We start from the raw sequence: 21,001 nt of genomic DNA, 5'->3' as shown, positions 1-21,001 counted from the left end.
GACAGTCGCCACCCACCGGGGCAGGCTCGACCTGAAACCGAACAAGGTCGCGCCGTGCCTGGTTCGTGTCGTGCGCCGACGTCTGGCAGGCCGGACGGTCGTGCCGGGAACACCCGGTCCGGCCGCACGGTTGCACCGTACGAGGGACCGGCGGCGCACAGGGAACTCGAAGGACCATAAGGTCGTGCGTGCCATCAGGATCCGGAACCCGGGCTCGCGCCAAGCGCGCGCGCCCGGAGCAAGACGTATGCCTTTTCCTTGCAGGAGGACTGTTCTATGACTGGCCGGCCCTTGACGCTCATGGCAGTACACGCCCACCCCGATGACGAGGCCACCGGAACGGGAGGGATCCTCGCGCGCTACGCGGCAGAAGGCGTCCGCACGGTCTTGGTGACGTGCACCGACGGTGGTTGCGGAGACGGCGCGGGAGGCGTCAAGCCGGGCGACCCGGGGCACGACCCCGCGGCGGTCGCCGAAATGCGCCGACGAGAACTCGAAGCGAGCTGCGCCGTCCTGAAGGTCAGCGACCTGGAGATGCTGGACTATGCCGACTCCGGGATGGCGGGCTGGCCGAGCAACGACGCCACCGGATCGTTCTGGCAGACCCCCGTGCAGGAAGGCGCGGCCAGACTCGCTGAACTCATGCGGCATTACCGGCCCGATGTGGTCGTCACCTATGACGAGAACGGCTTCTACGGCCACCCCGACCACATCCAGGCCCACCGCATCACGATGGCGGCACTGGAGATGACCTCGCTGACACCGAAGGTGTACTGGACCACGGTGCCCCGCTCGGCGATGCAGCGGTTCGGCGAGGTCATGCGTGAGTTCCAAGCGGACATGCCGGAGCCTGATCCGGCCGAAGCCGCCGCGCTGGCCGACCTCGGTCTTCCCGACGATGAGATCACCACATGGGTGGACACCACCGCGTTCAGTGGTCAGAAGTTCGACGCGTTGGCCGCGCACGCCAGTCAGGGCGAGAACATCTTCTTCCTCAGGATGGGCAAGGAGAGGTTCGGCCAGTTGATGGGCATGGAGACCTTCGTACGCGTCCAGGACCCCACCGGCGCGCCCGTGCCCGAGAACGACCTCTTCGCCGGGCTGCGCTGATCCACCCGTCCGTGTCCCGCTCCGGCAGCCCGCGGACGGCGGTGTCGAAGCGTCGGTACCTGAACACGGCGACGCCGCGCCCCTACCACCGCACCGGTTCAACCGGTGGGGGCGCCTCACCCCGATGCGCAGAAGAATCTGCCGTGACAGTGAGGCGGTGATTTTGGGAGCCACCCTGATCGAGTGACCTCCGAATGTGGTTCGCCGAGGTGCGAGTGTCTCCGAGGTAGTCGGCGCTGGGCGTCTTGGCGTGGTGTCTCCGGGCTCCGGGCCCTGCCGGTCCGTGTCTCTGACAGACGCGGTGGAAAGGGCCCGGTCCTGTGCCAGTGCCGATTGGCCCACAGCTCTGTGTCACCCCTCCGGCCGACGCCCACGCACTCTCTGGAGGATGTCCTCGCGAAGCCGCACGTGATCCGAGTCTCTTCTGAAGCGAATACCCCTCTGTGCCTCGACTGCTTCGGCCAACCTCCTGGCCTGCTCTGTGTTGAGTTCGTCGATCATTTGCAGCGCGAGGCGCATGGCGTGGTACTGCTCGAATGGCGTGCGCGGGTGGTCCCGCAGCGTCCAACAGAGCCCTCGCCTCTGCACGCAGTTCACGAGCGGTGGCGATGTCTCCGCGCCGCTCGGACTCTTCCGCCAACGCGAACCTCTCCGCTGCGACAGCCCGAATCCTCAGCGCGGCACCTCCGAACTCAAGGCTCTCGATGCGGCTGCCGAGCAGAGCGACGAGAAGCAAGACGCCCCCGAACACGGTGAGCGCTGCCGCGCCGGTCCCGTTCTGGGTTGCGAATACTGCAAGTGCGCCCAAACCGAATGACCCCGCACCCATGAGAGCCGTGAGTGAGCGCAAGGCGGGCGTGAACCCGTCTTTCCGCCCCGAAGCGCAGGGTCGGCCCCTCAGTGAAGTGACCGCCCGCGACTTTCCACAGACAACCCACTGTGCCCGGCGGGCCAGCCGAGAAGCTTCCGGGACTCAAGCGAGGGCCACGACGTCACCCTGAGGTGGCGAAGCTGAAAGGCTCACTGACTGGCGCCCCCTACCCGGGGCAGACGTACCCCCGTATCCGGGAATGTCCGTTGGTCAGGACGCCGGGCCGGCCCCGGCGAGGTCGCGCACGGTCGCCATGTCGCTGAAGGGGAGCAGTTCCTCCCCCACGATCTGGTGCGCTTCGCTGCCCTTTCCGGCGATCAGGACGATGTCGTCGGGCCGCGCGGCGGCGAGCGCCAGCCCGATGGCCCTGCGCCGGTCGGCGGAGCGTTCGTAGGGGCTCCTCGTGCCCGCGATGCCCTGTGCGATCTGGTCAAGGATCATTTCGGGGTCCTCGGTGCGGGGATTGTCCGACGTCAGCACGCACAGGTCGGAGTGGGTTCCGGCGATCCGGCCCATCTCGGCGCGCTTGGTGGTGTCCCGGTCGCCGCCGCAGCCGAATACGGTGATGACACGGCCGCGGGCGAAGCCCCGGATGGCCGTGAGGACCTTGTCGAGGGAGTCGGGCGAGTGCGCGTAGTCCACGATCACCGACGTGCCGGTGGGGGTTACGAAGCGCTCGAACCGACCCGGTACGGGCGGCATCTGCGCGAGCGCGGCGACCAGTCCGTCCAGGTCGTGGCCCAGGACCCGGCAGGCTGCCACGGCCGCCAGCGCGTTGGACACGGAGAACCGCCCCGGGACCGGGACCGCCGCGGGGTACGCCGTGCCCGCGTGGTGCAGGGTGAACCGCGTACCGGAGGCGTCCGCGACCAGGTCCGCGGCGCGGAAGTCGGCCTCCGCGTCAAGTCCGTACGTGGTCACCGCGTCCGGCATCATCGCCCGGATCCTGGTCCCGACAGCGTCGTCCACGTTGACCACCGCATGCCGGCAAAGCCCTTGGAACAGACGGAGTTTGGCGTCCGTGTAGCGGTCCATCGAGCCGTGGTCGTCCAGATGGTCCTGGGTCAGGTTGGTGAAGACGCCGACGTCGACGAACGTGCGGTCCATCCGGTACGTGTGCAGCGCCATGGAGGTTGCCTCCAGCACCACGGTGCCCGTAGCCCGGTCGCGCATGCGGCCCAGGAGGTACTGGAGGTCGGGCGATTCCGGAGTGGTCAGCACCGAGGGAGGCATGGGGATGACCTCGTCACCGATCCGGCTGCCGGCCGTTCCGATGACGCCCACCGAGGCGCCCTCGGAGATCCTCAGCAGCGACTCGACCATGTAAGAGATGGAGGTCTTGCCGTTGGTCCCGGTGACCGCCACCACGTCCATCTGCCGCCCCGGCTCGCCGAAATAGCGGGAGGAGGCGACGGCGGCGGCCTTGCGGGTGTCGGCCACCCGTACGACGCACACCGCGGACGGCAGGTCCCGTCGCGGGGGTACGGAAGCCGCTCCCGCCGCGTCGACGATCACTGCGACCGCTCCGCGCGCGAGCGCCGCGCCGACCGTGGCGGGGCCGCCCCCGTGGTGGCCGGGGACGGCGATGAAGAGCGAGCCCGGCACGACCCGTTCGACGTCGAAGGTGGTGCCCGCGGTGATCCGCGTCGAGGCGGCGTCCCCGTAGATGACGTGGTGCTCGTGGCCGGTCAACAACCCGCTCAACTTCACGGTGGTCCCTTCGGGAGCGGCGGCGGCCCGACAGGGGGCCCGCGCCTGGCGGCAGCACCGACGGATCGCCGGTACTGCGGTGATGCGGTGGGGGCTCGGGGTCGCCGCGGGGCGACGGGACCGGGACGGCCGGGGCGTGGTGGTCAGGCCGGGCGGCCGGAGGTGGGTGGAGCCGTCCCGGGCAGAAGTACGGGAGGGACCGGGGGAGGTGGGGCGGCGGGGGACCGGCGGCGTGAAGCGCTAGCCGTGGCCGTGCAGGGCACCGCGGCCGCCCGCGGGGGCCTTGCCGTCGACGGCTGTTCGAGAGCTGACGCCCGCCCGCTCCGCGCGGGCCGCACAGGCGGCGGGAGCGGCCTGCGGCGGGCACTCCTCCGTGACGCGTGTGCGGTTCATGGCCCGAGTGTACGGGCACCAGGGCTCCCCGGGCGCCACGCCGGGGCTCCCGGAGAAGCGGCCGCGCCGCTCCACCACCGGCACCCTCGCGCCGCGGCGCCCCTCACGATCTTCCCGAACGACGGCGACTCGATCCCGTGATGAGGCCTGTCCAGGACGATTCCGACGAGGACCACCTCCGCTGGGTGCAACGGACACGACCGCCTCCACCACTGACCCGGACGGAGCGGTTGGTCCTGGAGGACAGGCAGGAGATCGACAGCCGCTTCTCCACTGGCGTCATAGCCGTGATCGGCACTGCCCAGGAGACCGTCGACACCCTTCTCTTTCCGCGCGCGCCAGGGCCGGCACCGGAGGCAAGAGCAGCAGGGCGTCTCGGCGGGGCGGTCGGCCCTCGTATCATCGCCCGATCGAGGTCCCGGGTATCTGGTGACCCGCACTCACGAGGGGGTGTTCTTGGGCGCTGGCAGCCGGGCCGCCGCCGCCTGGAGCGAGCGCAGCGCCAGCAGCAGGACGCCGATGTCGTCCAGGTACACCGGATCCGGGATCAAATCCACCGGCGAGATCGTGTAGAGCACGGCGACCCAGAACAGGGCCTTGTCGCGCAGCGGGATCCCGGCGTCGAGCAGTAGGCGCCGCGCCTTGAAGACTCGTACGAGCAGTACGGCCGCGTAGAGCGCGAGCCCGGCCGCGACGACCGCGGCCAGCGTGAGCCAGACCTTTCCGTCCATTGCCGCCGTATACCCGGATCGAGCGACTGCGTACCGCGGCCGACCATGGGGCCCGAATCTGATGGTGTGCCAACTCGCTGCGTCTGATGAGCCATGTCCGCGGACAACGCGCAGTCGGCCTCCGCGGACCCATGCTCGCGCTCCAAGTCCCCAAGCGGTCCGCACCTGCGTCGAGCACGTCTTCGACTGCCTTTGGCGGACAGGGCCGGAACAGCGGGGGAGGGGTGTCCGACGGGGCTTTCGAGCGGGCCTCCGGACCTCGGCAGGAACCATGCGGTGCGGGATCGCACGGCACACGTCGGGCGGTTTCGTTCCGCGCGGGGCCATGATCTACGGTCTTCTACTGCACACGGGTACCGATCAGTTCAGCAATGGGGAAGCACGCACATGCGCAAGACGGCAACACTCACCTTCAGCCTGCTCGCTGCGGCCATGCTGCTGACCGGGTGCGGGAGCGAGAAGAAGGACGCAGGCCCGGCCAAGACGGGTGGCGCTTCGCCGAGTGCGTCGGCGAGCAGCGGCGCGAAGGGTTCGTCTTCGGGTATGAAGGGCGTTCCGCACCAGGTGGTCTTCGAGGTGGGCGGCACGGGCGCGTCCAAGGTCATGTGGATCGGGAACACCAACCACTTCGAGCAGGTGACGCTGCCCTGGACGAAGACGGAGTCCATACAGCTGGAGGGAGCCGAGCTCAAGGTCGGCGTCACGGTGTCGGTGGTGCCCGGCTCCGTCAAAGCCTCGGACGGGATGCTCAAGGCGGCACCGTGCACGATCAAGGTCGATGGCAAGCTGGTCGCTGACAATCAGGACGGCAAGTCGCCCGAGCCCTGCATGTACAAGCTCAAGGACTGACAACCGTCCAAGCGGCGCGGCCTCGCCACCCACGGCGGCGTGATCACCCGCATGCAACTCGCCGGATTCCCCGGGCCGACGGCGGCCCCGGCCGGTGCCGGCGTCGTTCACGCCACGTGCGACCGAACCGGGCGACGGAGCCGGGCGCGCCGAAGGTCTACAGCCCGCAGGCCGGGTGCACTCGGGAACGGTGGATCCAGATCGACGTCCACCACCGGGAACGTAGCCGGCAAGCCAGGGGGCGAGGACCGACTGTCATCCGCAATCAGGCCGGATGAACCACCGCCGCGGAGCCGCAAGCAGTGATGCCGAGGGCAGGCCGGATCCGTCGGCCGTCAACGACTGAGGGTGACCCGGACGACCTTGCCCTGCGGGCTGCGCCGCACAGCCACAGAGCGGGCGATCCGCTGGACCATAGGCCAACCGAATCCGCCATCTCGCCCGGTCAGGTCGGGCAGCCGGTTCTGTGGAAAGGCGGGACTCGGGTCCAGGACATCGACCTGCAGCGTGAAAGGGCTGGCCGTAAGGCGTACCGCGGTAACCCTACCTGCGTGACGGATTGCGTTGGTGACGAGCTCGGAGACCACCAGCATCACGTCCTGTGCGGTGCCCGACGGCGGGGGCGGACTGAGACACGAGAGGAAGGCTCCGGCAGTCTCCCGCGCCTGGGCGGCATACAGGGGACGGCAGCTGTACACCGTCCTCACGTCGACGCTTTCGGCGGACTGCAACTGCCCCAGCATGTGGCACCCCTCTCGACCGGACCTCCAGGAAGCAACGTTCGTCGGTGACCCGTCTACCCGGAGACAATTCACTCAAGCGAAGGCCTTCCCCTCAGCGGGCTCAGCCGTCGCCGCAGCGGTCAGGGACTGGGTCTGCCGGCGGGCCGCCCAGCCAGGCGGACCTGCTCCAGGCGCTGTGGTGCCCGTTCGACCACCCGGATGTGTGCATGCCCAAGATCGCTGTGTTCTGGCGGTCCACGGACGCCGTCACCGCATCCTCGCCCCACCTGATGCAATAGCCGGCCGCTGACTGGGGTGAGGGCAACGGCCATCCGTCAACGGCGGCGCCCCCTTCGCTGTGGCGGCCGTCGCCGCGCCGGGGCCGGGTACCGGGACATGACCGGGCCCCGACCCTGGGGGAGAGGGTCGGGGCCCGCTGGTGCACAGCGGTCTCATGGTGAGGTGGTCAGTGGCGGAAGGCGTCCTTGGTGTCTTCCTTGGCCTGGCGGGCGCTGGTCTTGGCCTGGTCGGCGCGGCCCTCGGCGGTCATACGGTCGTTGCCGACGGCGCGTCCGACGGTTTCCTTGGCCTTGCCCTTGAGCTTCTCGGCGTGCGCCTTGCTCTTCTCCGTGCCCGACATGGGGACCTCCTCGTGAAGTACCGGATTGGTCGTGACCGCTCTTCTCCTCACGACCGTCGGTCCCAACCCCCACGACGCAGCCCGTTTGCGTCAGCGTCTTGGGTCGCACGGCTCGGCAGTCGTACCCCCGAGGAACCATGCGGTCATCAGGGCTGCCCGGGCGTGAAGCAGGGAGGCGAACGCCCCGCTATGCGGCGTGGCCTGCGCCCTAGCGGCGAACTGAGGCCAAGGGAGAGGGCCGTGGACGGGGCCTTGGGGCGTATCGCTCCGGAAACACGAGCGCGTTCTCCTGCCCGCCAACCGGCATAAGAAACACATAAAAATCAGCTGCATGGTTGGGGGATGGCAGGGCACACGGTGCTTCGGAGGTTGATAACTATGGTTCCCCTGCTTCTCGTTCTTCTGCTCGCCCTGATCCTCTTCGGTGCCGGTTTCGCGGTGAAGATCCTTTGGTGGGTCGCCATCGCCGTGCTGGTGCTGTGGCTGATCGGTTTCGTCGCCCGTCCCAAGGGAGGTAGCGGCCGCTGGTATCGCTGGTAGCCGCTCGGCACAACGCAGCGTGATGCTGGATGACGGTGGCCTGCCGTCCCCTTCGGAGGGGGCGGCAGGCCACCGTCACGTCGTCTTGGCCCAGATACCTCCCGGTAAGGGGTGGAAACGAGTATTTCCGGGTATCCGGGCAGCAGCCGGGACGGTCGCCGTGACGCAGCAGGGAACCTGCTCACCTCCAACGATCGACGGCCGTCCCGGCCGGCCCCGAGCCGCAACATGGCCCCTGCCTGCTCACCCCCCGCCCGTGCGTGACCGGCAAGTGCGTCGACGGTGCGGTCAGGGCTCTTCCGGCGTGTGCCCGATCCCGTGCCGGTCGGCCTGTCCGCCGGCGCCCAGCAGGCCCGTCGGCTCCACCGGGCCGTACTCGGCCAGGCGCGGCAGCGCCCAGCGGGAGACCGCGGTCACGGCGAGGGGCAGAACGGGCCGCAGGGGCTGGACCAGGCGCAGTCGCGGCGGCGCGTACACGGTCGCGGATCTGCGGTCCACGGCGTGGGCGACCCAGGCCGCCACCCGGGCCACCGGGTAGGTCCGGCGGGCGCCCGGCGGCATGTGGGCCCGCAGTTCCCTCAGCACCGTGTGCTGGTCGGCATCGCGGATCATGTCGGTGTCCGTCCAGTGCACGTACGCGATCCCCACGCCCACGCGCCGGTGGGCCATCTCGGCGCGCAGGGACTGCGCGAACGACTCAGCCCCGGCTTTCGAAGCGCAGTAGGCGCTCATCAGGGGCGCTGAGCCGAACGCGGCGGTGGAGGCGATCTGCAGGAAGTATCCGCGTGTCGACAACAGCCCCGGGAGAAAGGAACGGGCAGTGGCGGCGCTGCCGATCAGGTTGACCTCGATGACGCGCCTCCACGAGGCCGCGTCCGAGGTGGCGAAGGGGCCGCCCTCGGCGATCCCCGCATTGGCGATCACGACGGACGGTACGCCCAGGGCGTCCGTGACCGCCCGGGCGGCGCGTTCCATAGCCGCGTCGTCGGTGACGTCGACCGCGTGGCAGTACGTCTCGACCGGCAGGGTCCGGGCGACCTGCTCCAGGCGTTCGCGCTCCCGCCCGAGAAGCGCGATGCGCATGCCGCGCTCGGCCAGCTCACGGGTCAGGCCGGCGCCCAGCCCGCGCGCAGCGCCGGTGACCACCGCTGTCCGGCCCCGCAGAACATGCTCCCGGCTCATGGAGACCTCCCTGGTGGAACGCGGTACGCCCGCCCGGCAGCGGCCGAAGCCCTTGCCTCCCATACGACCACAAACGAGGTGATATCACTCAGCTCGCCACGGCAGTTGCTACGGGCCTGGGCCACCGGCCCCTCGGCGGAGTCGGCACCACCGTGCTCGGAGGTCGCCCCGGCCGCTCATGCCTCCCCAGCCCCCACTGCGGGCCCTGCGTCCTGTGGTGCAGCGGCGCCGCATCCGAGCACCGGCAACGGGCCTGCCGCAGCTCGGGCCGCCAGTGACGCGGATCCGATCCGAGGTGCCGTGGCCTCCGAGGGGCGGCGAACGAGGTGTGTCGGGGGCGATTGCGGGCGGGGGATCGGCCGTGCGGCGCTCGACGTGTTGCGCACCGAGCCCCGGACCGACCCCGACCGGATCGCCACCGTCGGCTACGGAACCGGGGGCGCCGTCGGGCTGGAACTCGGGCGCGGAGGCGTCGACCTGCGCGCGATCGGGACAGTCAACGCACTGACCACGGGCCGACCGGGCGAGGCGGCGCGCATTCGCTGCCCGGTGTGGGCAGGGGTCGGGTCGGAAGACCCGATCATGCCGCCCGCGCAACGCAACGCGTTTACCGCTGAGATGCAGGCCGCGGGCGTCGACTGGCGCCTCACGGTCTACGGCGGAGCCTTGCACGCCTTCCACCACCCGCCGGTCGACCACGCCACGGTCCCCGGGGTGGGCTATCACCCACAGCACGCGCAGCGAGCCTGGCGTGACGTCGTCGACCTGCTTGCCGAACGCCTGCCCGTGGCGGAGGACCGGGGGGTATGACCCAGGGACACCTGCTGGTGCCAGGCCTCGTCGGCGTCGCGTCGCGCACTGAGGTCTGCTCCCCTCAAGCCTTCACAGCAGACCCGCATTCGGGCAGTTGTGCGGTCGAAACGGTGGTCGACCGCCAGGTGACCGAGGCTTGGACGCAGGTTGCACCGCGGAGTGGGGCGGGGTGATTTTCCACCCCCGCCGCGCGTCGTCGGAAAGAACCTGATTCCACCGCCGGTCTCCCGCTGACCGGAGGCCGGTCTCGTATTGCCGCTGCCGGGCCCGTCCGCCTCGGTCGAGGGCCGGCATGGTGCGGAAGATCAGTGCGGTGTGAATTGGACCTGTGTCGGTTGCACCGCTTCCGGCCGCAGAGCGATCCCTTCGATGGTCAGTCGTTCGCCGTAGATGTCGGTGATCCTGATGGCGCCGCCACATCCGCTGCCGTCGGGGGAGAGGAAGTAGTTGTACCCGGTGCGGGCCAGTTGGCGCCAGCCATCGCCGGTCCGGACTTCCAGCCGTGCCAGCGGGTTGCGGTGGCCGATGGCCTGAATGCCGCACCAGTAGGGGCTGGAGCCGTTCTTGTAGCGGATCGATATCGCGCCCGCCGTGTCGGGACTGACCAGGCTCCAGGTGATCGCGATCCGGCCGGTCGAGAGGGGAGCCAGTTCGGCGAAGGCCTGCTCGCTCAAGTCGAGTTGGCCGGCCCCGCACGGCAGGGGGCACTCGTTGGTGATCCGGACCGTGACGGAGGCGCCATTCGCCGCGCGGACGACCACGTGCGCCCCGCAGGCCTTGGACGTCTGGTAGTCGACGGTGTTCATCGCCGCGATCATCATGTCGTCGCTCGGGCCGTAGGAGCAGGCACCGTCCCCGACTCCCGCCTTGTAGGCGGTGGCGACTCCCTGGTAGGTGGTCTTGGGCCGAATCCGCCCGGCCAGGGGTGCCGTGGCGGGGGTCCCGTGCGGGGATGCCGGCGCGGGCGGCGCCGCCGACGTGCTCGGGGCAGCAGTCGGGGACGTGGCGCCGGCCGGCATCGGGGGCCTCGCGGAGGCCGACAGGGGCGCGGAGGGGGCCGAAGGGGAAGCTGAAAAGAACTTCTCTCCCGGCGATGTCGGCGGCCGACCCTCTTGGGCGTCGACGACGGCCGTGGCCCGCCCCCCACCCGCCTTACCGTCCGGTTGCATCGTCATGGCCAGACAGAGGAGAAGCCCCGCGACGAGCAGCCCCGTGATGGCGCCCACCATCCGCCCGCGTCTGCCCCTGCGCCGGCGCTGCCGCGCGGCCTGGCGTGTCTCTTGCATGTTCATCCCCTCGTAGGAGCGTGCCGGTGGTTCACCATTCAGTGGCCGCAGCCGGTGAGAAGGTTGCCGCCCATTTCGGTCGGGTCGGTACCACCACATAGCCAGTCGGACGGCAGCGCCGGGTCGCCGCCGCCGCTGCGCGCCCTGGTGCTCGCGATGCTCATTGCCCGCTCGGGGCCGTTCGCGGACGCGCCGAGCGGTAGGCCCGGCGGAACCGGTCTGGCCCGAGCGGTGCCCGGCGCGGCCCTCGCACGGGATTGCACCGGTGGGCGGCCGAAGTGTTGGCGGACGGTTGCCCTGGAGGGGTGTCGTGCCGGTCGGGGCACCGGCTCTTCTCCGTCGCGTGCTCGTGCCCACTCGACCTCGGCCGGGGTTGGCAGCGTGCCGACGTACGTGCCCGGCCCGGCGCCGCGAACGGCTGCCCGCACCAGACGATGGCTTCGCGCCGCGAGGCCCTGTCACTCCAGGCAGTGATACTCGTCCGCCGGGCTCGTGGGGAACGAGTTGCGGTCCAGGATCTGGCTCGCAGCCGCCCACACACTCTTGCGGCACACCCGTGGTCGCAGGACCGGCCGCGGGGGCGTGTGACGACAAGGGGCGCACGAATGGCGCTCGGTGAGTGGTGGGGGTGCTTCCGCACGCCCTATCCACTGTGCTGCGGCGAAGGAAAGGATCTAGGAAATGCCGGAGTCCCCGGCATATGGCATATGCCGGGCGGTGCCGCAGGCTCGGTCGGCGTGAGCGAGAGGACGGGCATCGTGAGCCACCCGCACAACGACGGGGTCAGCACCTTCACCGCAGCGCAGCTGAGCCGGGTCGCCCAGCACGGCATCTACACCTCACCCACGTCGCTCGACCCGGCCGCCACCCACCTCGCCGAGGCGCTGATCGCCACCCTGGACGGCACGGCCGAGCAGCCGGTGCTGCCTCCTGACCTCCAGCGGATGGTGGAGCAGGTGCAGCAGAGGGCGAGCATCGGCTTTCCCCAGATCACTGCCGAGGACGGGGTGCGACTGTCGGCGCACACGATCAAGCTGAACACCGACGAGCCCCGTCCCGTGGTGATCGTCCCCGCGGGCTGGACGCCGTTCGGCTGGGGCCTGTTCGAGTTCACCTACCTCAAGCTGGCGCTGCGCGGCTACCACGTGCTGGCCTACACCCCGCGTGGGCTCGGCCTCACCATTGCCGTGCCGGGCAAGGGGTACGTGGACGGCCCGTTCACCTCCGGCGGCACGCTCGACGTGGCCGGGCCCAAGGACTGGACGGATGGTTCGACCGTCATCGACTACGCCGAGCGGCACTTCAACCCGAGCCGGATCGCCTTCCTCGGCGAGTCGTATGGTTCGGGCATCAGCCAGCTGGTCGCGGCGCACGATCCCAAGGGGCGTGTGGCCGCGGTGGTGGCTCTGAGCACGTGGGGCGACCTGGCGGCGAGTCTCTACCAGAACGACACCCGGCACCTGGCGGCGGTGACCGCCCTGCTCAAGTTCACCGGCGGCCCGGTCGAGCGGAAGTTCGACGCGGCCACCCAGCGAATCCTGGCGGACTTCCAGGCCGGCCGGAACCTCGACAAAGTGGTGCAGTGGGGCCAGGAGCGGGCACCGTCGGCATACGCCGACAAGACCAACGTCCGCGGCGTCCCCACGTTCCTCTCCAACACGTGGCACGAGACGTTGTTCGCGGCCAACCAGGTCATCGAGCACTTCAACGGCCTGACCGTGCCCAAGCACCTGAACCTGTGGATCGGTGACCACGCCGCACCCGAAGGCGCCGGTCTGACCATCCCGTTCAGCGGACCGAACGTGCCGGTCGAGGAGGCGTTCGCCTGGCTGGACCACCACGTCCTCGGGATCGACAACGAAGTACCCACCTGGTCCTCGGTCACCAGCCAGATCATGTTCACGTATGAGACCCGGACCGACCCCCAGACGGGAAACACCGAGATCGTCACACCGGCTGCCCGCGAGTCCAGCCCGTCCTGGCAGGACTTCACCACCTCCACTGAGCGCTGGTACCTGACGGCCACCGCGTCGGAAGAGGGAGACGGCGGTCTGGGCGGGGAACCGGGAACGGGCTGGGCGCGGGAGTTCACCGCCGGGCAGGTGACCGAGGCCATCGCGGCGGACGCCGTCATGACGAGCGGCCAGGATGAATGGAACGGCACCCCCAAGACCTACGTCACGGAGAAGTTCGACCGGCAGTATCTCGCGGTCTGGACGAGCGACCCGATCCAGGCTGACAGCCCGGGTGGCGCCGCCCGCCGGATCCGCGGCATCTGCGACCTCACGCTCTCCGTACGCAGCACAGCCGACTCGACGACGCTGGTGGCCTACCTGTTCGACGTCGGCCCGGACCGCATGGCCCGCATCATCACGCACGAGCCCCTCACCCTCTCCGGCCTCACGCCCGAGCAGGACCGCAGTGCCACCTGGAAGCTCCAGGCTGCCGGCTACGACTTGCCCCCGGACCACCGGCTGATGCTGGTGATCACCAGCAAGGACCCGCTCTACTCGGACGCGAGCGTGGACGGCAGCACCACAACCATCACCTCTCCCGACGGCAGTGCCGCATGTCTGGCACTGCCCCTGGGCTGATCCCTGCCGTCCGGCTACGGCCGCCGCCCTCCTGGAGCGCCGGGGAGGATGACGGCGGCGGCCGGAGAAGGTCTTCGGCCGCACGGAGGCGCAGGGCTCTCCGCGGCGTCCTGGTGCCGGGCGCGTGGGTGTATCGCCCGTGCCGGCATGGCAGCCGGGCGCCGGGCTGTGGTCCGTCTATGTCATCTCGTCGCGGATCGCGTTGCGGTGCTCCTCGTAGATGAGCCGTGCGTCATCGCTGGGCAGGGCCTCGGTGGCGAGGCCGCAGGTGCACGTCACGACGGTGAGCCCGGACGGAGTGCGCAGGGTGTGCCCCTCGGGGCTGGTCCAGGCCTTGCCGGCCGGGTTCTCGTACCGCAGGTTGTGGCGGAACGGGGAAGCGCCGGCATGGATCGGTGCGCGGCCGGTGCCGGTCTGGTGGTCGGGGATGGGGATGGGGATGGGGATGGGGCGATGCTCGCTCATCGCTCCAGTGTGGCCGCCCGGGGAACGTTTTCCCTCATACCGAACGCAGTCTCACTGTTCGCATCCTCCCTCCGTAACGACCGGGACGCCGTGGTCAACGGCCTGGTCCTCCGAAGGAGATCCGGTGCCTTCGGGGGGCGCGCCATTCGCATGAACCGGTCAAGGGTGTCCTGTGCGAGTCTGCATCCTCGTACTCGAACAGGAGAGCCCTCTCATGACCGACATGGCAACAGCTGATCCCAGCGGACAGATCCGCTCCCGTCTCGCCGCGTACGAGCGCCGGTTCGGCCAGCTCTTCGAGGAGTACTTCCGGTCCCTGTCCGCCAGTTACGACGCTCCGGTGTTCAGCCGGTTCACGCCGGAGTGCCTGGACCTGCTGCGGGACCTGTCCCTGCGGGGCGGGAAGCGGACGCGGGTGGCGTTCCTCTACGAGGCTGCCCGCCTGGTGACCCCGGAGCCCGTCGCGGGCTTGGACGAGGCGGCGCTGAGCATCGAATTGCTGCAGACCCACGGATTGATCCACGACGACATCATCGACGACTCTCCCACCCGCCGGGGCGGCCCCTCCACCTATTACGCCTACCGGGCGAGGTACCCCGACCAGCCCAAGACGGCTCTCGGGCTCGCCGTGCTCGCAGGCGACCTCGCGCTCGCCCTGTGTCTGCGGGTACTCCTCGACTCCCAAGCCCCGCTCCCCGTGCGCCAGGCCATGGTCCAGACGCAGTTGAAGGCGGCCTCGGACACCTTCGTGGGCCAGATCACCGACATCGAGAAGGACTTCGCCCCCATCCCCGGTGAGGACGTCCTGCACGATGTCGCCGAATACAAGTCCGGCCGCTACTCCGCTCTGGCGACCATGCAGCTGGGACTGCTCGCCGCAGGCGAGGATCCGACCCGCTTCGAGAAGGAACTGAGCCGCTACGCACGCCTGGTCGGGATCGCCGAGCAGATGTGCAACGACTACGAAGACCTCTTCGGCAACGCGAAGTCCGTGGACGAGCCGAGCGGTGGCGACATCCGTGAAGGGCGTCGCAACTACACCGTCAGCGCCCTGCTGAACACGGCCACCGCGTCCGAGCGGGCCGTCGTGGAAGCGGCGCTCGGCGATCCCGACTGCGACCAGGACACCATCCGCGCCATCCGCGAGATCGCCCTTCGGCGCGGAGTGCAGCAGAGACTGCGGGATGAGGTGCGGCACCACGCCGCCCTGGCAGCCGCCGAAGCTGCCACCTGGCGCCCCCGCTGGAGAGACGAAGCGGTCACCTTCTTCCAGCGTCTGCCCCTGTGGAGCGTGGAACGCATCATGTGATCACCAGCGCGCCAACCCCCACTGCCCCGGTACGGCCGCGGCCCACCGCTCATGAAGGCCCGACACCCCTGCCGCGGCGGCGCACCGACGAAGGACGCATCAGCGGCGCCTGCGCCGGTCACCCACTCAGGGGCCGCCCGGTGACTGAAGAACGTCGATGGCATCGTCGAGGGTGGGCCGGAAGGTGAGGATCTGGTCCAGCCCGACGATGCGGAACACACGCATCAGGTCGGCGTTCAGACCGACGAAGACCAGACGGCCATCGGTGCGCTGCGCATGGTTGGACGCGGAGATGAGCACCGTGATGCCCGTCGAGTCGCAGTAGGTGAGACCGCTCAGGTCGAACACCACGGGAGCGTGGGGACCGAAGGGCGTTTCCCCGATCGCGCGCGTGAGCTCCGGCGCGGTGTGGTGGTCGAGTTCCCCCGTGACGGCCAATACGGTGGCGCCTGCGTGGTGAAGACATCGAGTGGTGGTCAGGGTGCGGTTGGTCACCGGTTCTCCTGTGAGGGTGAGGAGGCGCTGCCCAGCGGTACGAAACGCAGGGCGCGTGGCGTCGTCGTGAGTCCGGTGCCCAGATCGACGAGGAGTGTGCGCACCGGGGTGAGCAGACTGTCGGTCTTCCCGGTCGGGTCTTCCCGGTCCGGTGGACGAACCGGTGTCGGACGAATTCTTCCCCGATGACGTAGCCGGCACGGCCGCCGCGGACCATCCGCTGCCCGCGGATGAGCGTTCTGATCGATGTCCTGGTCGACGCCGTCCTTGGTCGTCGCCATGTCGCCTCCCAACCCGATGCGGTCCCGCCGGCTCCGAGCGCCGCTGTCTTATCCTACGGATGGCGTGTTCGGGCTTCCACGGCGGCCGAAGCGGCGAGATAAGGCGCGTACTGTCAAGCGGCCTCCGGGGCGTGCGGCGATCGGGCACAGTGGACGTGGCCGCCAGGCGGGGGCGGCAGGCAAGGATGGACGTGCAGGAAAGGGTGAGCGTGACGCGTTCGCAAGACGCCGGGTGTGCGGAGCCCCCCACGGCTGGGGCCGACGTATTCAGCGCCGATGAGGAGATCGGGCGGGACCTGGCCCGCGTGGACTGGGCGGCCACCCCGTTGGGGGAGCCCGAGGGCTGGCCCCAGAGTCTCCGCACCGCCGTGAGCATCCTGTTGTCGTCACGCTTTTCCATGTGGATGGCGTGGGGCCCGGAGCTGACGTTCTTCTGCAACGCCGCTTACCGGCGCGACACCCTCGGACAAAAGTACCCGTGGGCGCTGGGGCGCTCGGCCCGTGAGGTGTGGGCGGAGATCTGGGACGACATCGGTCCCCGTATCGACGCCGTCCTGGCTACAGGTGAAGCGACCTGGGACGAGGCCCTGCTGCTGTTCCTGGAACGCTCCGGGTACACGGAGGAGTCCTACCACACCTTCTCCTACAGCCCGTTGCGTGACGACGCCGGCCGCACGGTCGGCATGCTGTGCGTCGTCAGCGAGGAGACCGAGCGCGTCATCGGGGAGCGCCGGATGGCGACGCTGCGCGATCTGGGTTCCGACCCCAGCGTCGTGCGCACCGAGCAGGAGATGCTCAGCTTCATCAACGAGCAGCTCGGCCGCAATCCGCATGACCTGCCCTTCACGCTGACCTACCTCTTCGAGGACGACGGCAGCGCCCGCCTCGCCGCCGCCACCGTGATCCCGGCCGGTCATCGGGCCGCCGCCGAAGCCCTCCCGGCGGGATCAGAGACGCTGTGGCCCACGGCCGCGCCGGCCCGTGGCCAGTCCGCCTTGGTGTCCCTGGAAGTCAGTGGCCTGACGGACCTGCCGACCGCAGTCTGGGACCGGTCTCCGGCGCAGGCCCTGGTGGTGCCGCTGTTGCAGCAGGGCGGCGAGCCGTACGGGTTCATGGTGGCCGGTCTGAACCGCTTCCGCCCCCTGGACGAGGGCTACCGCGGCTTCTTGGAGCTGGTGGCCGGGCACGTCGCCACCGCCATCGCCAGCGCCCGCAGCTATCAGGCGCAGCAGCGTCGGGCAGAAGAGCTCGCCGAACTGGACCGCGCCAAGACGACGTTCTTCTCCAACATCAGCCACGAGTTCCGCACACCCCTGACCCTCATCATGGGGCCGGTCCACGAACTCCAGGAGCGTCTCGCCGACGCGGATCCGGGCGTACGCGAGGAACTGGAGGCCATTCACCGCAACGGACTGCGCCTGGGCAAGCTGGTCAACACCCTGCTGGACTTCTCCCGTATCGAAGCGGGCCGGATGCAGGCGAGCTACGAGCCGGTCGACCTGGCGGCGGTCACGGGTGAGCTGGCCAGCGTGTTCCGCTCCGCCATGGGCAAGGCCGGCTTGGCGTTCCGCGTCGACTGCGCCACGCTGCCCGAGCCCGTGTACATCGACCGGGGCATGTGGGAGAAGGTGATCCTCAACCTGCTGAGCAACGCGTTGAAGTTCACCTTCTCCGGATCCGTCGGTCTCACGGTCCGGGCCGAGGACGGGCAGGCAGTGGTGACCGTCGAGGACACCGGAATCGGTATCGCGGTCCAGGAGATGCCCCGACTGTTCGAGCGGTTCCACCGCATCGAGAACGTCCGGTCCCGGTCGAACGAGGGCAGCGGCATCGGCCTGGCGCTGGTGAAGGAACTGGTCGCTCTGCACGGCGGCACCATCACCGCTGTCTCCACGGAGGGCCAGGGCACCTGCTTCACCATCCGCCTGCCGTTCGGCGCCGCCCACCTGCCGCAGGACGCCCTCCTTCCGGCGGCCGACGCGACGGCGGCGCCCACCACAGCAGGGGAGCCCTTCTTGCAGGAGGCCCTGCGCTGGCTGCCCGGTGAGCAGGCCGTTCCGCCAGTCGTTGACGCCGGCAGCGCCATGGCGGCGGGCGCAGACGCGCCTGCGGCCGACCGGCGGACCCCGGCGCGCTTGCTGGTCGCCGACGACAACGCCGACATGCGTGAGTACCTCACCCGCCTGCTCCGCAGCGCCGGCTATCAGGTCCAGGCGGTCAACGACGGACGGCAGGCTCTCGCTGCCGTCCGGAAGGATGCTCCCGACCTCGTGATCAGCGACGTGATGATGCCCGGCCTCGATGGCCTGGGACTGGTCGCGGCGCTGCGGGCCGACACGCGGACGGCGTCGGTGCCGCTGTTGCTGTTGTCCGCCCGTGCCGGTCAGGAGGCTTCCATCGAGGGCCTGCAGGCAGGGGCCGACGACTACCTCGTGAAGCCGTTCGCAGCCGCCGAACTCCTCGCCCGCGTCAAGGCGAACGTCGAGCTGGCCCGACTGCGCAACCAGCACGCCCGCTGGCGCACCGCCCTGGTCGACTCCCTACAGGAGGCCTTCTTCGTCTGCGACGAGGACGGCACGGTCATCGAGATCAACACGGCCTTCACCGACATCCTCGGCTACGGCCCCGAGGGCCTGCCCTACGCGCCGGTCCACCCCTGGTGGCCGGACGCCGAGACCGACCCCGAGGCCCACCAACAGGTCGACGACGCCTTCGCCCAGCTCCTCGGCGAGCCCAAGGGCACCTACACCATTCCCGTCAACCACCGCGCCGGCCACCGGGTCTGGGCCAGCGCCACCTTCAACCAGGTAGAAGACTCCGACACGGGTCGCACCATGATCGTCGGCACGTTCCGCGACGTGACCTCCGAGCACTACGCCATCCAACGCGAGAGCGCGCTGGCGGCCCTGGGCGCATGCCTGTCCGAGGCCACCAGTCTGCCCGAGGCGCTGGCCGGTGCGCTGGAGGAGCTCAAGAAGCTGTGGCGCGCAGAGCGCGTGGTGGCCGCCGTGTTCGGTCGCGACGAGGAACCGGGTGACGATCGCGGTGAGGAACCGGGTGCCGAGCCCGGTGACGAACCCGCCGTCGCGACCACCGACCCTTCACTCAGCTGGCAGAAGATGCCAGACGAACGCCGGCGGACGCTCGCCGGCCTGCGCCGGCAACCGGTGCTCACCCCCGTCGCCGACCACACCGGTGCGAGCATCCTCCTGGAACACCCGGAGGGCCGGCTCGTCCTGTGGATCGACCTGGGCGAACAGCGCCCGTTCACCAGCGAGGACCAGCTGCTGCTGTCCCTCCTGGCCGGCCGCCTCGCCCAGGGCCTGGCCCGCGCCCACCAGATCGACCAGCAGCGCGAGACCGCGCTCGCCCTGCAGCGCGCCATCCTCGGCCCCGCCCACCTGCCCGACGGCTTCGCCGTCCGCTACGAACCGGCCACCCGGCCCCTGGAAGTCGGCGGCGACTGGTACGACACGGTCACCCTGCCCGACGGCCGCATCGCCATCGTCGTCGGCGACTGCGTCGGCCGCGGCCTCCAAGCCGCCAGCGTCATGGGACAGCTGCGCAGCGCTTGCCGGGCCCTGCTCCTGCAGGACGCCAGTCCGGCCCGTGCCCTCATGGCCCTCGACAAGTTCGCGGCCGGCGTCCCGGGCGCGACCTGCACGACGGTCTTCTGCGGTGTCCTCGACGCAGAAACGGGGCAGCTGACGTACGCCAGCGCAGGACACCCGCCGGGCATCCTGGTCCAGAGCGACGGCACCACCCACCTCCTGGAGGAGGGACGCTCCCTGCCTCTGGCCGTCCGCCAGGACAGGACGCGCTACCCGGAAGGCACCTTCACCCTCCCGGCCCGCTCCACCCTCCTGCTGTACACCGATGGACTCGTCGAACGCCGCCGCCGCCCGCTCACCGTGGGCATCGACCTGGCCGGCGCGGCACTCCACGACGGCCGCAAGATGCCGATCGATGCCCTGGCCACCGACGTCATGACCCGGCTCGCACCCGCCGACGGCTACGACGACGACGTCGCCCTGCTGCTGTACCGGCACCCTGCCCCGCTGGGCGTGTCCTTCCCCGCAGAATCCGGCCAGCTCGCTCCCGTCCGCAAGGCCTTGCGAGGCTGGCTCGACACGTGCGATCTACCGCCCGAAACCGTACAGAACGTCCTCGTCGCCGCCGGTGAAGCGTGTGCCAACTCCATCGAGCACGGGCACCGGAACGCACCCGGCACCCTCGTGTACCTCCGTGCCGAGGCTTCCGTCGACAACGTGCGCCTGACCATCAGGGACACCGGACGGTGGAAGGATCCCCAACCCGAACTCGACACGGACCGCGGTCGCGGTATCGGCCTGATGCGCGCCCTGATGCAGCACGTCACCATCACTCCCGGCCCGACCGGTACCACCGTCGACATGCACACGAGGATCGCCTGATGACCACCCCCCTGACCCTCACGGCGGGCCACCGGCACGACGGCACCGCGCTGCTGACCGCGGTCGGTGAAATCGATATGAGCAACGCGAGAGCCTTCGCCGACGCCCTCGCCGGAATCTCCGGGCCCCTCGTTCTCGACCTCACGGGTGTCGACTACCTCGACAGCGCCGGCCTGAGCGTGATCTTCCCCCATGCCGGCCGTATCGAGATCGTCGCCAACCCCCTCCTGCAACCCGTGCTGACCATCTCCGGACTCGTCGACCTCTCTGCCACCCACGGATCGCAACCGCCCATCTCTCCCCGATGACATGATCACAGGCAACCGGCCTGACGTGCCCCCTGTACCAGGCGGGGGCCATGGGGTGGCGGTTACCCCGCAGTCGGCTGGGTCGGTGGGATCGCCGTCCGGCTGCTACGCCGCGCCGGGGCGACGCCCCACCTATTTCAGCTGTTGCAGTTGAACGGCGGTGGTGGTGAACGCGTGGCGGCTGCGGCCGTCCGAGCCGCGCTCACATCGCGCGCCGCGCACCACGCTGCCTCTGGACGTCTGCGCGGACGCCCACCTCTCGTAGCCGG

General features: G+C 69.9%; 17 protein-coding genes and 1 pseudogene. 8 read left to right on the top strand and 10 right to left on the bottom strand.

What is annotated here, in order from left to right; translation table 11 throughout:
* Positions 1-276: 276 nt before the first annotated feature.
* Positions 277-1,110 (top strand): PIG-L family deacetylase, encoded by an 834-nt coding sequence (locus ACIA6C_RS30295; protein ID WP_399280678.1) that lies wholly within the window; start codon positions 277-279, stop codon positions 1,108-1,110.
* Between the two features lie 1,081 nt (positions 1,111-2,191).
* On the opposite strand, the gene ACIA6C_RS30290 is transcribed toward ACIA6C_RS30295, so the two are convergent.
* The 3 genes from ACIA6C_RS30290 to ACIA6C_RS30280 form a co-directional block, all read right to left on the bottom strand.
* Positions 2,192-3,691: a UDP-N-acetylmuramoyl-L-alanyl-D-glutamate--2,6-diaminopimelate ligase gene (locus ACIA6C_RS30290; protein WP_399280676.1), complete on the bottom strand. Its 1,500-nt coding sequence runs from the start codon at positions 3,689-3,691 to the stop codon at positions 2,192-2,194.
* 240 nt (positions 3,692-3,931) lie between these two features.
* Positions 3,932-4,084 (bottom strand): hypothetical protein, encoded by a 153-nt coding sequence (locus ACIA6C_RS30285; RefSeq protein WP_399280674.1) that lies wholly within the window; start codon positions 4,082-4,084, stop codon positions 3,932-3,934.
* Between the two features lie 440 nt (positions 4,085-4,524).
* Entirely contained in the window at positions 4,525-4,815 is a 291-nt protein-coding gene (locus ACIA6C_RS30280; protein ID WP_399280672.1) for a YkvA family protein, read from the bottom strand.
* Between the two features lie 387 nt (positions 4,816-5,202).
* Between ACIA6C_RS30280 and ACIA6C_RS30275 the strand changes: the two genes are divergently transcribed.
* Positions 5,203-5,664 (top strand): hypothetical protein, encoded by a 462-nt coding sequence (locus ACIA6C_RS30275; RefSeq protein WP_399280670.1) that lies wholly within the window; start codon positions 5,203-5,205, stop codon positions 5,662-5,664.
* A 335-nt stretch (positions 5,665-5,999) separates the two neighbouring features.
* On the opposite strand, the gene ACIA6C_RS30270 is transcribed toward ACIA6C_RS30275, so the two are convergent.
* The gene (locus tag ACIA6C_RS30270) at positions 6,000-6,407 is read right to left on the bottom strand and encodes an ATP-binding protein (protein ID WP_399280668.1); all 408 of its coding nucleotides are present in this window, start codon (positions 6,405-6,407) and stop codon (positions 6,000-6,002) included.
* Between the two features lie 445 nt (positions 6,408-6,852).
* On the bottom strand, positions 6,853-7,026 hold the full coding sequence (locus ACIA6C_RS30265; protein WP_399280667.1) for a CsbD family protein: 174 nt from the start codon (positions 7,024-7,026) through the stop codon (positions 6,853-6,855).
* Between the two features lie 378 nt (positions 7,027-7,404).
* On the opposite strand from ACIA6C_RS30265, the gene ACIA6C_RS30260 reads away from it, so the two are divergent.
* The gene (locus ACIA6C_RS30260; RefSeq protein WP_037792689.1) at positions 7,405-7,566 is read left to right on the top strand and encodes a hypothetical protein; all 162 of its coding nucleotides are present in this window, start codon (positions 7,405-7,407) and stop codon (positions 7,564-7,566) included.
* Between the two features lie 288 nt (positions 7,567-7,854).
* On the opposite strand, the gene ACIA6C_RS30255 is transcribed toward ACIA6C_RS30260, so the two are convergent.
* Entirely contained in the window at positions 7,855-8,748 is an 894-nt protein-coding gene (locus ACIA6C_RS30255) for an SDR family oxidoreductase (RefSeq protein ID WP_399280665.1), read from the bottom strand.
* A 348-nt stretch (positions 8,749-9,096) separates the two neighbouring features.
* Here ACIA6C_RS30255 and ACIA6C_RS30250 point away from each other — a divergent pair.
* A pseudogene (locus ACIA6C_RS30250) lies at positions 9,097-9,558 on the top strand (dienelactone hydrolase family protein); the annotation flags it as partial.
* 308 nt (positions 9,559-9,866) lie between these two features.
* Here the strand turns inward: ACIA6C_RS30250 and ACIA6C_RS30245 are convergent.
* Complete coding sequence (locus tag ACIA6C_RS30245) at positions 9,867-10,580, bottom strand: expansin EXLX1 family cellulose-binding protein (protein ID WP_399280663.1); 714 nt, start codon at positions 10,578-10,580, stop codon at positions 9,867-9,869.
* Positions 10,581-11,584: 1,004 nt separating this feature from the next.
* Between ACIA6C_RS30245 and ACIA6C_RS30240 the strand changes: the two genes are divergently transcribed.
* Positions 11,585-13,441 carry a CocE/NonD family hydrolase gene (locus tag ACIA6C_RS30240; protein WP_399280661.1) on the top strand — a complete coding sequence of 619 codons (1,857 nt, stop codon included), beginning with the start codon at positions 11,585-11,587 and terminating at the stop codon, positions 13,439-13,441.
* A 177-nt stretch (positions 13,442-13,618) separates the two neighbouring features.
* Here ACIA6C_RS30240 and ACIA6C_RS30235 read toward each other — a convergent pair whose 3' ends face one another.
* Entirely contained in the window at positions 13,619-13,906 is a 288-nt protein-coding gene (locus ACIA6C_RS30235; RefSeq protein ID WP_399280659.1) for a hypothetical protein, read from the bottom strand.
* Positions 13,907-14,120: 214 nt separating this feature from the next.
* On the opposite strand from ACIA6C_RS30235, the gene ACIA6C_RS30230 reads away from it, so the two are divergent.
* Positions 14,121-15,215, top strand: coding sequence for a polyprenyl synthetase family protein (locus tag ACIA6C_RS30230; protein ID WP_399280657.1), 1,095 nt, complete (start codon positions 14,121-14,123; stop codon positions 15,213-15,215).
* Positions 15,216-15,341: 126 nt separating this feature from the next.
* Here ACIA6C_RS30230 and ACIA6C_RS30225 read toward each other — a convergent pair whose 3' ends face one another.
* Both ACIA6C_RS30225 and ACIA6C_RS30220 read right to left on the bottom strand, forming a co-directional pair.
* Positions 15,342-15,710 (bottom strand): STAS domain-containing protein, encoded by a 369-nt coding sequence (locus ACIA6C_RS30225; RefSeq protein ID WP_399280655.1) that lies wholly within the window; start codon positions 15,708-15,710, stop codon positions 15,342-15,344.
* Positions 15,707-15,991 (bottom strand): hypothetical protein, encoded by a 285-nt coding sequence (locus ACIA6C_RS30220; RefSeq protein ID WP_399280653.1) that lies wholly within the window; start codon positions 15,989-15,991, stop codon positions 15,707-15,709. Before ACIA6C_RS30220 ends, ACIA6C_RS30225 begins: the two co-directional genes overlap by 4 nt.
* A gap of 398 nt (positions 15,992-16,389) precedes the next feature.
* Between ACIA6C_RS30220 and ACIA6C_RS30215 the strand changes: the two genes are divergently transcribed.
* Entirely contained in the window at positions 16,390-20,424 is a 4,035-nt protein-coding gene (locus tag ACIA6C_RS30215) for a SpoIIE family protein phosphatase (RefSeq protein ID WP_399280700.1), read from the top strand.
* Complete coding sequence (locus ACIA6C_RS30210; protein WP_399280651.1) at positions 20,424-20,732, top strand: STAS domain-containing protein; 309 nt, start codon at positions 20,424-20,426, stop codon at positions 20,730-20,732. The genes ACIA6C_RS30215 and ACIA6C_RS30210 overlap by 1 nt, the downstream gene beginning before the upstream one ends.
* Positions 20,733-21,001 lie beyond the last annotated feature (269 nt).

This window comes from Streptomyces sp. NPDC051578, from assembly GCF_044454045.1.
In the GTDB taxonomy this organism is placed as follows: domain Bacteria; phylum Actinomycetota; class Actinomycetes; order Streptomycetales; family Streptomycetaceae; genus Streptomyces.
This window is presented reverse-complemented; position numbering and strand designations above follow the sequence as displayed.

Coding starts and splice junctions, on each gene's coding strand:
- ACIA6C_RS30210 (WP_399280651.1), top strand. CDS start 20,424: ATGACCACCCCCCTGACCCTCACGGCGGGCCACCGGCACGACGGCACC.
- ACIA6C_RS30235 (WP_399280659.1), bottom strand. CDS start 13,906: ATGAGCGAGCATCGCCCCATCCCCATCCCCATCCCCATCCCCGACCAC.
- ACIA6C_RS30275 (WP_399280670.1), top strand. CDS start 5,203: ATGCGCAAGACGGCAACACTCACCTTCAGCCTGCTCGCTGCGGCCATG.
- ACIA6C_RS30230 (WP_399280657.1), top strand. CDS start 14,121: ATGACCGACATGGCAACAGCTGATCCCAGCGGACAGATCCGCTCCCGT.
- ACIA6C_RS30280 (WP_399280672.1), bottom strand. CDS start 4,815: ATGGACGGAAAGGTCTGGCTCACGCTGGCCGCGGTCGTCGCGGCCGGG.
- ACIA6C_RS30285 (WP_399280674.1), bottom strand. CDS start 4,084: ATGAACCGCACACGCGTCACGGAGGAGTGCCCGCCGCAGGCCGCTCCC.
- ACIA6C_RS30220 (WP_399280653.1), bottom strand. CDS start 15,991: ATGGCGACGACCAAGGACGGCGTCGACCAGGACATCGATCAGAACGCT.
- ACIA6C_RS30255 (WP_399280665.1), bottom strand. CDS start 8,748: ATGAGCCGGGAGCATGTTCTGCGGGGCCGGACAGCGGTGGTCACCGGC.
- ACIA6C_RS30270 (WP_399280668.1), bottom strand. CDS start 6,407: ATGCTGGGGCAGTTGCAGTCCGCCGAAAGCGTCGACGTGAGGACGGTG.
- ACIA6C_RS30215 (WP_399280700.1), top strand. CDS start 16,390: ATGTGGATGGCGTGGGGCCCGGAGCTGACGTTCTTCTGCAACGCCGCT.
- ACIA6C_RS30265 (WP_399280667.1), bottom strand. CDS start 7,026: ATGTCGGGCACGGAGAAGAGCAAGGCGCACGCCGAGAAGCTCAAGGGC.
- ACIA6C_RS30295 (WP_399280678.1), top strand. CDS start 277: ATGACTGGCCGGCCCTTGACGCTCATGGCAGTACACGCCCACCCCGAT.
- ACIA6C_RS30260 (WP_037792689.1), top strand. CDS start 7,405: ATGGTTCCCCTGCTTCTCGTTCTTCTGCTCGCCCTGATCCTCTTCGGT.
- ACIA6C_RS30245 (WP_399280663.1), bottom strand. CDS start 10,580: ATGCCGGCCGGCGCCACGTCCCCGACTGCTGCCCCGAGCACGTCGGCG.